This window comes from Rugamonas sp. FW305-51 (assembly GCF_058786935.1).
In genome coordinates, this window is record NZ_JBYSZG010000011.1 from 22,028 (window position 1) to 33,894 (window position 11,867).

An 11,867-nucleotide genomic window follows, 5' to 3' on the forward strand; every position below is an offset into this window, starting at 1 on the left:
AAATCTGTGTCCGACTAAATTCGGACTAGAATAGGTCGTTCCGGTGTGGATGGAGAGGAAGTGATGAAATATTCTACCCAGGTGAAACCGATCAGCTATCTCAAGAGCCATACCGCGGAAATCGTCAAGGAGGTCACGGAAAATCGTGAGCCGATGTTGATTACCCAAAACGGTGAAGCCAAGTTGGTGCTCATAGACGTGAAAAGCTATGAGGAGCAGGAACAAACCTTGGCAATGTTGAAGGTGCTGGCATTAGGTAATCGTGAAATTGCCCTGGGCAAGTTCCGCGATGTCGAAGATGTGTTTGCCGAGCTGGATCAAGCCGACGATTAATGGGCGTGAAAATCGTCATTCTTGAATCGGCCGAGCAGGATATCAAGGATCTGCGTGCCTATATAGTCGCGGACTTTTCGGTTAGCGCTTGGCGCGATACCTACGCCAAGCTAAAAGAAACCATCCGGAATTTGCGCGATTTCCCGTTGGCGGGGAGTATTCCGGACGAGATTGAAAAACTTCAGTTGAGTCAGTACAGACAGGTCGTCTCCGGGTTGAACCGCATTGTCTACGAGGTGCGGCAGGACGGCGTTTATATTCACATCATCGCGGATGTTCGGCGCGATATGAAAGCGCTGTTGATGCGCCGCCTGTTGCGAAGCTAATAGTTCGCACGCGCTTTGGCGCGTGCCGTTGTGCGAGCTCACTCCAACGCCTACTTCACCGGCCAGTACAACACGCCATCGAGAACATGACGCGCGAGCTGGCGCAGTTGGGCAGCGCGTAAGGCTGGCGGCAACGGCGTAGTTTGATTTCTGCCCGATGCCATGCCGTCTGCAGGCTTGGTGCACCTTATCTCGCATGCCGGTGCAGGAACGCATTGACGGGATCATGCGTTGACGATTCGATTCATCGCCCCCCCCCGCAAGGAATGTTACCGGCGTCCGTGGTGTGAGATTTCATGCATTTTCAATATGATCAAGATGCTATCCTGAGCGGCTTGGACCGAATTGGGTCATATGCAGCGTTACAACTTGCGTTGGCCCATTTCTAACGATGGAAGGCGAAAAATGATATTGGCGATCTTGCTTGCGCTATCCGGACCCCAGCTTCGGGGTTCTCTTACGCGAAGGTAGCCTATGATTTTTCCCGTTTCGAAGCGTCAGCGGTCTCGCATGCAATCAGCCCCGTCGTCCTTTCCGGCGATTGAAATTGTTCAAGACATAGGGCGCTCGGCCTCGAGTACGCTTCGACGGTTCGATGAACTGTGTGGCAGCGAAATCATCCACGCGAGCTTCCGGCAGCGCTCGTTTGCACCTCACACACATGACACCTGGACCATCGGTTGGGTCGAGCAAGGCGCCAACCGGTTCCGTCGCGGCCGCACTGAATGGGTTGCAGGCGCCGATATGGTCTGTGTCGTGAACCCTGGCGAAGCACACACAGGCGGCGGAGATGCAATGACCTATTGGAACCTGATGCCGAGCCACGCGCTGCTGACACGGGTATTCCCAGAAACGCCCATAAATCACCTGTTTCTGCGGGAGGCCGTGGTCGCCAACACAATGACCGTCAAGGCAGTTAGATGTATGTTTGCCTCCTTTGCCAGTACCAGCTCCTCACTGGTGCGCGAACAGGCAGTAGTTCACGGATTGGTGGGCCTATTCATGAGCGGCAAGAGGATCGCAGCCTGCGATATACGCAAAGACAAGGTGCCTTCGGCTGTACGGATCGCACAGGACTTTATCGAGGCCCATCTTGAAGATACCATCTCGCTGGCCAGCCTGGCCGCCGAAACGGGGTTAAGCCTGTTCCATTTTTGTCGCGTCTTTGAGTCGGCTCACGGCATGCCGCCGGCCGCCTACGTGCGAAACCGTCGTGTGCATCGGGCCAAACAACTCATCGAGACCGGCACCGCTCTGGCGGATGCCGCGGCGCGTTCAGGCTTCGCCGACCAGCCGCACATGACACGCCAGTTCCGTGCCGTTCTGGGCGTGACGCCTGCACAGTGGAGGGCCTAGCGCACACCTGCGACAGCAAGATCATTCAAGACAACGCGATGAGATTGCCCGACAATGCGGCTCAATCTACTACCTCTGTCACGAAACATGAATTCACGAAAATGGACGGCTTACCTCATGATGGCGGTCGCTATGGTCACCGTCGGCAGTACGATCGTCGCCAGCAAGCTGATGGCGGAGATGCCGGTCTTCATTGCGGCATTCGTGCGTTTTGTCGTCGCCAGCCCCATCCTGGTCGGCACTGTGTGGCTCTCCGGCAAACGCTTGCCGAGGCTGAAATGGCGCGAATGGGGGACGCTCTGTGCTCAGGCTGGTCTAGGCAGTGTCGGCTATTCTGTGCTGCTAATCGTCGGACTGTCACTGACGCAAGCATCCGATGCCAGCGTCATTGCCGGCACGCTGCCGGCCGTGGCGGCGCTTTTATCCTTTGTCGTTCTGCGCGAACGACTAAGCGGCTGGGCGATGCTGGCGATCATGCTCGCAACGCTGGGTGTGTGGGTGCTCAATCAGCGGGATCTCGCGGCTGTCGGCGACGGTGGCCAGCGATGGACGGGCAATGCGCTGGTGCTTTCTGCCATAGCATGCGAGGCTGTCTTCCTGCTGCTGAACAAGACCATCAGAACGCTGATCGATCCTCTGGTTGTCGCCGCTACGATGTCGGTGCTTTCCATGGCTTTCTGTGCGGTGCCGGCCTTGTTCCAGTGGACACTGGCATCCGAACCGGTACTGACCGTCCGTGCTGTCGGTGCTGCGGTCTACTACGCTTTGGTGCCAACTGTTCTTGGTTTTTACCTTTGGTACCAAGGGGCATCGAAGGTAAGTGGCGCTGAGGCGTCACTGTTTACAGCGCTCTATCCCATAGCAGGTCTGTTGTTGTCGGCAGGCGTGTTAGGCGAGGCCATTGAAACACGACACTGGATTGGTATAGGGATCACTGTTCTTGGCATCGCAGCCGGTTCGCGGGTATCAATCAGAAAATCGGTAGAACCAGACCCCGATATGGCCAAGAATTAGACGACAAATCCTGCAAGGTAGAGCTAGCTATTTGCCCCTCGTCGGGCGCATTTCGATCCTCACCAGCGTGAACAAGGCCAGGCAAGCGCGTGTGTTACAAAGTGCGTATTTTCACGCCCCCAAAGTCCGGTACAGTGCCTTATTCATTGTTTGATGAACAATAAAGAAGGGCACAAAATGGATACCACAATTACCGTTGAGGTTATTATCACCGCTTCTGTCGCCACGGTCTGGCACGCTTTCACAACACCTGGCGCGATCAGGCAGTGGAGCGCGATGACTGACGATGCGCACACGACCGAATGTACTGTCGATTTGCGCGAGGGCGGCAAATTCTATTTGCGCATGGAAACCAAGGACGGTCGCTCCGGTTCTAATTTCGAAGGAACATTTACAAGGGTGCTGCCCTTGAATCGGCTGGAACTCTCGTTTGGTGGCCGCACGGCCTCGGTGCAGTTCGACGGGGGGGAGGAAAATGCGGCCGTTACTGTTGTATTTAATGCTGAGTCGGAAGACTCCGTCATACAGGAGCAGCAAGTCGCGCAATCGATATTGCAGAACTTCGCGGGGTATGTTCAAGCCGGGCATTAGGCCGCGTGACGGTTCCGCCTGTCATCGGCGACAGTGCGCCCCGCGGCGAGCTGCACGGGCCGAACGGCGACCGTCAGAAGCGGTTCCAGTTGTTGTGCCGATGCTCGGCCGCCTCCTTGAGCAGATGGGCGGCGCGTAGCGCGTCCTTGGGGCTGAGCGCATCGCCCGTTTGCACCGCCATCGCCAGTTCCTGAATGGCGGGCGGGTATTCGTGTTCGGCCGCTTCTTCCAGCAACCGGCGGGCGTGCGCTTCATCCTGTTCAACGCCACGGCCTTCGCGGTAGGCATTCGACAGCAGGAACATGGCGTGCGCGTTCCCCAGCTCGCTGGACACGGCCAGCCACCTGGCGCCTTGCGCCTGATCGGCGCCGACACCTTCCCCGTTATTAAACAACATGCCAAGCATCAGCGCCGCCCTGGCGTGCTTCTGCTGCGCCGCTTGCCGATACCATGGGATAGCCTGGTCCGGGGCAGCGGCGATGCCGGGGCCGCCGTTGCGCAGCATCTGGGCCAATTGGAACGCCGCTTCGGCGTCGCCTGCGCGGGCCGCCTGCATGAACAGGCGCTGCGCTTCCGGGCGTTGGGCCGGGCGTGTCAGGTAGAGCAGCCCAAGCTCGCGCTGGGCCACCGGAGCATGGCGCTGCGCCCAGTCGCGCAAGCGGCTCTCCGCCACCACGTCGCCTTGCTGGGCGGCGCGCATGGACATGCTTTCGATCTGCGCCGGCGCCGGCACGGGTTTGCTCAGCTGGCACGCCGACAGCGACAACATCAGCGCCAGCGCGGAAAGGAGCCGCCCCTTGGACCTGCCCGTGGTTTGCTTGCGGGTTTGCTTTTTCATGGTGGACTCCATCCGGGTCGATGAAAAAGGGGCAGGCCAGCGGGCCTGACCCTGAACACATAGCGCTTATTTGCTCAAGTCCACCTGATACTTGGCAAAGCCGTTCGCATCCTGGGCACCTTCGGCCACGATGTTCTTGATGCCGCTGCTTTGCGCCAGCGCCAGATGCCCCGGCGCCGAACGCAGGATCACGGGGCCGGCCGTGGCCACCTTGACGAAGCTCCAGCTGCGCGCGCTGCCGTTGGCGGCCAGCGTGACCTTGCCGCTGGCCGTGCCCTGCGCCATCAGGTATTTGCTGACCACGGCCTGGTTGGCGTCCGGCGACTTGATGATGGTCTTGCTGCCGTCGATGCCGGGCACGTTGCCGCCGCCGCCGGCGCGGTAGTCGTTGGTGGCGACGATGAAGTCGTCACCGTCGGCCACGGCCTTGCCCTGGAAGCTCAGGTTGACGATGCGGCTGCCCACCGGCCTGGTCACATCGATCTGGTAGGTCAGGGCGTTGTTCTCGGCGTAGAACACGTCGTAGTTGTAGATGGTGCCGTAGCTCGGCACCAGGTCTTGTTCCGTAGTCTTGGCCGGGTCGATCTGGCCGAACTGCCTGGCGGCCGTCTCCAGCCACGCCTTCAGGTCGGAACCCTTGATCTTCACGGCCTGCAGGTTGTTATTGCTGTACAGGTAAAGGTCGCCCGGATTGCGCACCTGCAGGCCCACCGGCGCGGCAGCGCTGGCGCCCGGCGCCACGTCGGTGAAGTCGGAGGCGCCGTTGCGGCCGGCCTTGAACGGCGCGCTGCACGAGATCACGGGAATGTTCTTGTAGCCGGCGATGGTGGCGTCGGTGCTGCCGGCGATGAACTTCTTGACGTAGTCGATCTGGGCCTGGTTCACCAGCTCGATCGCGCTCACGTCGCCGGCCAGCGCGAAGTAGGCCGACATCTCGAAGTCGGTCGCTACGCCCAGCGGCTGTCTGGCATAGGCGATGGTGGCGGCGTGCTCGGTGGCCACCAGCGGCGCGATGGCAGGATCGGCCTTCACCACGGTGCTGCCGTCGCTGTACTTGAAGCCGCGCGATTCGACCGTGGTCTTGGTGGGCTGCACCACCCATTTGCCGCCCTGGCGGGCCAGCGTCATCTTGATGATGCCCAGGCGCCGGCCCCAGCTCTGCGCCATCACGGTCGGCACGCCGTTGACGAAGCCGTTCACGGCGTCCACGTTGGCGCTGGCGGGAATGGCGGCGAACGAGGCGTCCAGCGCCGGCGCGCCCGTTTCTTTACCCTTGGGGAAGACCAGGTGCGAGTGGCCGATCATCAGCGCGTCGATGCCGGTGGTGCTCAGGTGGTAGCTGCCGTTTTCCATCTTCGGGCTGTAGGCGCTGGTATCGAGGCCGCCGTGCGACAGGGCCACCACCAGGTCGGCACCCTTGCTGCGCAGTTCAGGCACGTACTGCCTGGCCGCTTCCTGCACGCCGGTGACGGCGACCTTGCCGGCCAGGTTCTTCTGGTCCCATTCCAGGATCTGCGGCGGCACGAAGCTCATGATGCCGATGTTCAGTTTGACGGTCAGCTTGCTGCCGTCCGGCGCCACGGCCGCGAAGTCGCGCGGCAGCAGGGCGTACGGCGGCAGGATGGGCTTCTGGCTGGTCACGCCGGTGACGTTGGTCAGCACCAGCGGGAAGCTGGGGGCGCCGCAGCTGCCGGCCGGCTTGCTCACGCCGGGGATGCCGAAGTCGGTGTTGGTGATCTGGCTCAGGAACGGCAGGCCGTAGTTGAACTCGTGGTTGCCCATGCCGCCGCCGTCGTACTTGAGCGCGTTCATGGCCTTGTGGATGGCCAGCGTGTCGGCGCAGGCGACCGGCTTGGCCACGGCCTGCAGGTCGGCCAGCAGCGTGCCCTGGATCACGTCGCCGTCGTCGAGCAGCACGTTGTTGGGGTTTTCCGCCCGCGCGGCCTGCACCAGGGTGGAGGTGCGCTCCATGCCCAGGCTGGTGTCGTCGGCCAGCGCGTAGTAGTTGTAGCTCATCACGTTGGCATGCAGGTCGGTCGTCTCCAGCAGCGCCAGCGTAACGGTGGTGCCGTCCGGGATGGCCGGCACGGTGGGCGCGACAGGGGAGGTGGCGCTGTTGTCCGGCCCCGAGGAGCCGCCGCATGCCACCAGGCCGGCTGCGGTCAGGGCAGCCAACAGGACCAGATTCGTTTTCATCAATACCTCGTGTGGAAAGAAAGGTGGCGACTGTAACTAGCCTGAATGACAAGGTGATGACAACGACATCGGCATGGCGCAGGACACAATGGGGCACGGCGGGCCGTGGCTCGCGGGGCCTGCTGCTTGGCGCGATTTAACAATGTCCCTGTCACATTCGATCAATACCGCCATGCCGCCCCTTCACTAGTCTGGTTGCTGCGTTCCGGGGCCAATCCGCCGGCGCGCATGGCAGCGCGCCTTTCCTAAAACAAGCAACTACATGGAGACAAGGCATGAAATTATCGAAGCGATGGGCAGCACTGGGCAGCGCCCTGGCGCTGTCGGCGGCGCTACCCGCGGCGGCCGGCAATACGGGCGTCGCGTTTGTGCACGGCACCGGCCACCAGACGGACGCCGCCACCAACTACTGGACCTGGGACATGATCAACTCGGTGCGCCAGGGGCTGCCCAACCCCAACCTGTACGTCGTCATCAACTGCGATTTCGACCAGTACATGTGGACGGCGGCTGCAGTCGGCTGCCTGGCCGACCAGCTGTACCCCTTCATCGTCAACAACAACATCACCGACCTGGTGGTGGAGACGCACTCCAATGGCGGCAACGTGCTGCGCTGGCTGATGTCCAACCCCACCCAGGACAGCCGCTATCCCGCCATCATCGGCGCCATCCGCTGGGCCAACGCGCTGGCGCCGTCGTCGCTGGGCACGCCGCTGGCCGATGCGGCCATCAGCGGCAATATCTTCGAAAACGCCGTGGGCTGGCTGCTGGGCTACCAGACCGACGCCGTGCGCCAGCAGCAGACCAGCTGGATGGCCAACTACAACGCGGCCTGGCTGTACGGCACGCCGGGCCGGCCCGCGCTGCCCAAGGGCTTCTACAACGTGGTGGGCACGGACGTGGAAACCAATGTCTTCGACAGCGACAGCTATTGCGGCGGCTACTCGCTGAACCTGGGGCTGGAGATCACCCAGGCCTGGCTCGACAGCTGCTCGGACGGTTTCCTCAACTGCACCAGCCAGCAGGGCGCCGGCATCCACTGGTTCTCCGACAAGGACCGCACCAACGGCGCCGAGCCGCTCTCGCACAACCAGAGCCGGCGCCAGTGCTTCGGGCTGGACGTCATCCTGCGCAACGACCTGTGAACGCCGAGGAAACCACAACATGAACCACATGAGCAAACTGAAAACCATCCTGCTGCACCTGGCCGCCGTGGCCGCCGCCAGTGCCGGTACGGCCGGCGCCGCGCCGCGCGAACTGCTGCCCGAACAGGCCGGCGACCTGTCGCCGGCCGCCGTGCTGGCGCCGGCCGTCGCCGCGCCGTCGCTGGCCGGCGCGCCGCGGCCTTCGCACGACACGGTGGCGCTGAGCTGGGCCGCCACCGACGCCGTCGCCCCCGCGGCGCCGCACCTGGCGCAGAGTCGTCAGTCCTACGTCAGCGTGACGGGCGCGCAGCTGGCGGCCGGCGTGCCGCTGCACACCACATCGGCCCGCGCGCTGGTGCGGGTGCAGGCGCTCGATGCGGCCAGTCCGCGCGAAGCGCTGGCCATCCACCCGCTGTCGATGACGCTGACCGACAGCGGCGGCAAGAGCTACGCGGCCGGCGCCGGCATGGAGCAGCTGGTGACGGACGATAAGCTGAACAAGGCCGAACTGCCGTTCTCCCCCGGCACCTCGGCGTTCCGGCTGCATCCGGCGCTGGGCAAGGGTACGTTCAAGCTGCGCGCGGACGGCGTGGCGGGCGAGCAGCGCTACCTGATCAACGTGGTCGAGCCGGACAGCCCCTACACCTTCACCATGCAGGCCGCAGCACCGCACTACCTGCACGGCCAGTCGCTGGTGGTGCAGGCCGACCTGCGCGAAGGCGAGGCCAACGCACCGACCCGCCATCCCGTGGCCAAACTGGAAGGCGTGGTGGTGTCGCCGGCGGGGCGCCAGTTCCCTGTCACCTTCCAGCCCGGCGCGGGCGGCCGTCTGCGCGCCAGCCTGGCGCTGGACGCCAACGAGGCGCCCGCACCCGGCCTGTGGGAAGTGCGGGCCGAAGCGCTGGCCACCGTCAAGGGCCAGACCGTGCAGCGTTCATTGCGGCTGGCCTTCCCGGTGGCGATGCCGGTGGCGCGGCTGGACCGCAGCGTGACGCTGGCCGAGGGCACGGGCGGGGTGCGCCTGAACGTGGGCGTGCAGGCGGCAGCGGCCGGACGCTATGAAGTGCGCGGCCTGCTGTACGGCACCGTCAACGGCGCGCTGGCGCCGCTCGGTGTGGCCGACGCGGCCCAGTGGCTGGAAGCGGGCAGCGGCAACATCGCGCTGACCTTTGCGCCGGAGCTGATCGCCGGCGCCAGCGGCCCGTTCGAGCTGCGCGACCTGTTCCTGCTCGACCAGGGCCGCATGGGCGTGTTGCAGCACCAGCAGCGCGCGCTGGTGCTCAGCGAGGACGAGGTGGTGCGGGCTGGCGGCCGGGCCGCGCGCGCGGGCGCGGTGGCGCAGGCGCAGGCGCCGCGCGTCAAGCGCGCGCCTGACGCGCAGGACGGCGCCAGCCGCTGACGGCGAGCGGCAGCAAGGCGCAGGCGTGGGCGTGGGCGTGGGCGTGGGCTGCGGATGGCTGGCGCTCCGCGTCGCCCGCGCCGCAATAAGCAACGGGGCCCGGCACTGCACAGTGCCGGGCCCCGTTTTACTTGCGGCGGGTTGTGGTCAGTAGGCCCAGTAAGGTCCGTTGCCGGCCGTGCCGCTGCTGCCTTCGAACACGACGAACACGCGGCGGCCGTAGAAGAACGGCAGGCCCCAGTCGAAGGCGTTACTGATGGTGACGCTGCTGCGGCTGTCGACCGTGCCGCCGATGGCGGCGGCCGTGATGCTGGCCCCCAGGTCGTCAAAATTGACCACCATGAAGCTGACGGCGCCGGCCCCGCTGCCGTCGTAGGAGGCGTTGGTGGCCGTCAGGCTCAATACCCCCAGCGGGCAGTAGAAGCCGGTGCTTGAATTGCAGCTGGGGATGCCGGTATCGGCAAAGAAGTAGGCGTTCGAGCCGCTGTCGATAAAGCTGGCGCTGTAGGTCTGGCCTTTGTAGGTGGTGCTGAAGTCGCCCGTGTTGCTGTTGGCGCGGTAGATGCTCTCGCCGTTGAGGGCGTTGTTGGCCTGGGTGCCCACCCCGAACACCAGCGTGCCGCTGAGCGAGGTGGCGCCGCCCGCGCCCACGGCCGGCAGCACCAGCAGCACGCCGTTGTTGTTGGCGGCGAACGCGGCGACCGGGTTGCTGACCTGGCGCGACAGCGGCATGGTGCTGGCCGCGCAGCCGCCCGCCGTGCAGGCGTAGTACATGCCGCCGGACGTGGAGCGGGTGCAGGCCGTGCCGCAATCCTGCTTGAACAGGCCCACGCCCAGGATGCCCTTGGCGCCCAGCGCCGACAGCGAACCGAGGTTGTTGCCGCTGCTGCTGCAGTCTGCGGGCACGGCGGCAAAGCTGGTCGCGCTGTCGCCGATGACCTGGATCGAAATGGCGGACGCCGTCTCGTCGCCCAGCTTGACGTCGGCCTGGCGTACGGCGCCCCAGGCATAGCCGCTGACGAACTTGCTGCATTCGCCGGCGCTGGCGCCGGACGCCGTCGTCACCTGGGGCAGGGCCAGCACCGGATCGAGCGGCGCCAGCAGGCGCAATCCGTAGGAGCCGGTATCGACCAGCACATGGTCGATGGTCTGGCACACGCTGGTGCCGGGACGGCACACGGTCACGTTCACATACGGTACGTTGATGGCGCCGCCGGCGCCGGCCGGGCCGTTATCGATCAACAGCGTGGTGCTGTTGTTGCCGCCGGCAGCGCTGGCCACGGTGAGGGTGGCGCTGCCGGTGGCGCTGCCGCCGTCGCCGCTGCAGCTCAGCGTGTACTGGTAGCTGCCCGGCGCGGTGGGCGCCACGGCCACGGTGCCGCTGGTGGCCTTGCTGCCGCTCCAGGCGCCGCCGGCCGTGCAAGCCGTGGTGTTGGCTGACGACCAGTTCAGCTGGGCGCTCTGGCCGCTGGCCACGCTGGCCGGCGTCAGCGCCAGGCTGACCGACGGTTGCAGCGGGGCCGGGTTGACCGTCACCGTGGTCGTGTTGGAGACGCCGCTGCAGGTGATGGTGTAGCTGGCCGTGCCCACCACCGACGGCACGACGGCGTCCGTGCCGCTGGTGGGCAGGTTGCCGCTCCATGCGCCGGAGGCGGTGCAGCTGTTGCTGGTGGTGTTGGTGGCGCTCCACGTCACGCTCACTACCTGGCCCAGGGCGACGGTGGTGGGCGAGGCGCTGATGCTGACCACGGCCGGCGTGGCCGGGGTGGGCGCGGGCGTGGGCGTCACCTGGTTGGCAGCCGTGCTGCCGCCGCCCCCGCCGCCGCAGGCGGCCAGCGCCAGGGCGCAGCCGGCCGCGGCCAGCAGGGCGGCGGCGCGCGCACGCCAGGAAGGCAGCAGGGCTGTCCGCTTGGGCTGATTCGATGGTGTCGGCATCGTCATCGCGTGTCCTTATTCGATGTTGTCGGGGCTGAAGCCGGGCGGCAGTTCGCCCGGTATCCAGGCGCGGCCGCTGAAGGCGCGCATGTGGCCGTTCGAAATGATGACCACGTCGGGCCGCTCCACGGCCAGCTGCGAGTGGCCGGCCTTGGGGCGCTGGGCGGCGGCGCCTGTCATGGTGCCGAAGTGCTGGCCCAGCAGGGTGCGCAGGTCGGGCAGGAAGGGGCCGTTCCAGCTGACGGCGAACACGGCGCCGGCCGGGTTGACATATTCGCGCACCACGGTGCCGCTGTCGAGCGTGCTGGTGCTCACCGTCCAGGCGGCCGGGGCGCCGGCGGCGGCCAGGCTGCGCGCGGCCAGCCGGGCCGGCGTGGCGCCGAAATGGGAGGGGGCGCCGCCCAGGGCGGCATAGGCATAGCTGCACGCCAGCAGCGGCAGCAGGGACAGCAACAACGGTAGCAGGGCACGGCGCATGGCGACTCCAGGGATTACAGGGATTACAGCGATTACAGAGGGCCGGGGCGCGATACGGCCCTGGCATGCGCCGAGTGTATGACGGCCCGGCGTTGCCTTGAGTTAGGAAGATGTAAGCAAATGTTACCATCACCACAAGCAAAAACGGCACCCGGCACATTGCTGTGCGGGGTGCCGTTGCTGGCCTTTGGTGGCCGTTGGTGCCGGCGGGCCGCCCGGGGGCGGCTGCCGTGCATGCCGTCAGAACTTGACCAGCA

The 11,867-nt window shown here is 65.0% G+C and carries 11 protein-coding genes; 7 read left to right on the forward strand and 4 right to left on the reverse strand.

Annotated elements, in window-relative coordinates:
- The first annotated feature begins 63 nt into the window (after window positions 1-63).
- The 5 genes from AC3WOS_RS10095 (at window position 64) to AC3WOS_RS10115 (ending at window position 3,620) form a co-directional block, all read left to right on the forward strand.
- A complete protein-coding gene (locus AC3WOS_RS10095) occupies window positions 64-333 on the forward strand; it encodes a type II toxin-antitoxin system Phd/YefM family antitoxin (RefSeq protein ID WP_492715795.1) in 270 nt (89 codons plus the stop codon).
- Window positions 333-659, forward strand: a complete 327-nt coding sequence (locus tag AC3WOS_RS10100) for a type II toxin-antitoxin system RelE/ParE family toxin (protein ID WP_492715796.1) — start codon at window positions 333-335, stop codon at window positions 657-659. The genes AC3WOS_RS10095 and AC3WOS_RS10100 overlap by 1 nt, the downstream gene beginning before the upstream one ends.
- Window positions 660-1,133: 474 nt before the next feature.
- The gene (locus AC3WOS_RS10105; RefSeq protein WP_492715797.1) at window positions 1,134-2,015 is read left to right on the forward strand and encodes a helix-turn-helix domain-containing protein; all 882 of its coding nucleotides are present in this window, start codon (window positions 1,134-1,136) and stop codon (window positions 2,013-2,015) included.
- A gap of 87 nt (window positions 2,016-2,102) precedes the next feature.
- Window positions 2,103-3,029, forward strand: coding sequence for a DMT family transporter (locus tag AC3WOS_RS10110; RefSeq protein ID WP_492715798.1), 927 nt, complete (start codon window positions 2,103-2,105; stop codon window positions 3,027-3,029).
- A gap of 153 nt (window positions 3,030-3,182) precedes the next feature.
- Window positions 3,183-3,620 (forward strand): SRPBCC domain-containing protein, encoded by a 438-nt coding sequence (locus AC3WOS_RS10115; RefSeq protein ID WP_492715799.1) that lies wholly within the window; start codon window positions 3,183-3,185, stop codon window positions 3,618-3,620.
- Window positions 3,621-3,693: 73 nt separating this feature from the next.
- Here the strand turns inward: AC3WOS_RS10115 and AC3WOS_RS10120 are convergent, their stop codons facing one another.
- Window positions 3,694-4,458, reverse strand: a complete 765-nt coding sequence (locus AC3WOS_RS10120) for a tetratricopeptide repeat protein (RefSeq protein WP_492715801.1) — start codon at window positions 4,456-4,458, stop codon at window positions 3,694-3,696.
- A 66-nt stretch (window positions 4,459-4,524) separates the two neighbouring features.
- On the reverse strand, window positions 4,525-6,654 hold the full coding sequence (locus AC3WOS_RS10125; protein ID WP_492715802.1) for a bifunctional 2',3'-cyclic-nucleotide 2'-phosphodiesterase/3'-nucleotidase: 2,130 nt from the start codon (window positions 6,652-6,654) through the stop codon (window positions 4,525-4,527).
- A gap of 275 nt (window positions 6,655-6,929) precedes the next feature.
- Here AC3WOS_RS10125 and AC3WOS_RS10130 point away from each other — a divergent pair, with 275 nt between their 5' ends.
- Together AC3WOS_RS10130 and AC3WOS_RS10135 are read left to right on the forward strand one after the other, a co-directional pair.
- Complete coding sequence (locus tag AC3WOS_RS10130) at window positions 6,930-7,799, forward strand: hypothetical protein (protein ID WP_492715803.1); 870 nt, start codon at window positions 6,930-6,932, stop codon at window positions 7,797-7,799.
- A gap of 19 nt (window positions 7,800-7,818) precedes the next feature.
- A complete protein-coding gene (locus tag AC3WOS_RS10135; RefSeq protein WP_492715804.1) occupies window positions 7,819-9,198 on the forward strand; it encodes a DUF4785 domain-containing protein in 1,380 nt (459 codons plus the stop codon).
- Between the two features lie 147 nt (window positions 9,199-9,345).
- Here the strand turns inward: AC3WOS_RS10135 and AC3WOS_RS10140 are convergent, their stop codons facing one another.
- Both AC3WOS_RS10140 and AC3WOS_RS10145 read right to left on the reverse strand, forming a co-directional pair.
- Window positions 9,346-11,139: a DUF3443 domain-containing protein gene (locus tag AC3WOS_RS10140; protein ID WP_492715805.1), complete on the reverse strand. Its 1,794-nt coding sequence runs from the start codon at window positions 11,137-11,139 to the stop codon at window positions 9,346-9,348.
- A gap of 9 nt (window positions 11,140-11,148) precedes the next feature.
- Entirely contained in the window at window positions 11,149-11,610 is a 462-nt protein-coding gene (locus AC3WOS_RS10145) for a DUF2844 domain-containing protein (RefSeq protein WP_492715806.1), read from the reverse strand.
- Between the last annotated feature and the right edge of the window lie 257 nt (window positions 11,611-11,867).

What these genes read in the sequence shown, in the direction of transcription:
- AC3WOS_RS10095 (WP_492715795.1), top strand. Translation starts at nt 64, where the DNA reads ATGAAATATTCTACCCAGGTGAAACCGATCAGCTATCTCAAGAGCCAT.
- AC3WOS_RS10100 (WP_492715796.1), top strand. Translation starts at nt 333, where the DNA reads ATGGGCGTGAAAATCGTCATTCTTGAATCGGCCGAGCAGGATATCAAG.
- AC3WOS_RS10105 (WP_492715797.1), top strand. Translation starts at nt 1,134, where the DNA reads ATGATTTTTCCCGTTTCGAAGCGTCAGCGGTCTCGCATGCAATCAGCC.
- AC3WOS_RS10110 (WP_492715798.1), top strand. Translation starts at nt 2,103, where the DNA reads ATGAATTCACGAAAATGGACGGCTTACCTCATGATGGCGGTCGCTATG.
- AC3WOS_RS10115 (WP_492715799.1), top strand. Translation starts at nt 3,183, where the DNA reads ATGAACAATAAAGAAGGGCACAAAATGGATACCACAATTACCGTTGAG.
- AC3WOS_RS10120 (WP_492715801.1), bottom strand. Translation starts at nt 4,458, where the DNA reads ATGAAAAAGCAAACCCGCAAGCAAACCACGGGCAGGTCCAAGGGGCGG.
- AC3WOS_RS10125 (WP_492715802.1), bottom strand. Translation starts at nt 6,654, where the DNA reads ATGAAAACGAATCTGGTCCTGTTGGCTGCCCTGACCGCAGCCGGCCTG.
- AC3WOS_RS10130 (WP_492715803.1), top strand. Translation starts at nt 6,930, where the DNA reads ATGAAATTATCGAAGCGATGGGCAGCACTGGGCAGCGCCCTGGCGCTG.
- AC3WOS_RS10135 (WP_492715804.1), top strand. Translation starts at nt 7,819, where the DNA reads ATGAACCACATGAGCAAACTGAAAACCATCCTGCTGCACCTGGCCGCC.
- AC3WOS_RS10140 (WP_492715805.1), bottom strand. Translation starts at nt 11,139, where the DNA reads ATGACGATGCCGACACCATCGAATCAGCCCAAGCGGACAGCCCTGCTG.
- AC3WOS_RS10145 (WP_492715806.1), bottom strand. Translation starts at nt 11,610, where the DNA reads ATGCGCCGTGCCCTGCTACCGTTGTTGCTGTCCCTGCTGCCGCTGCTG.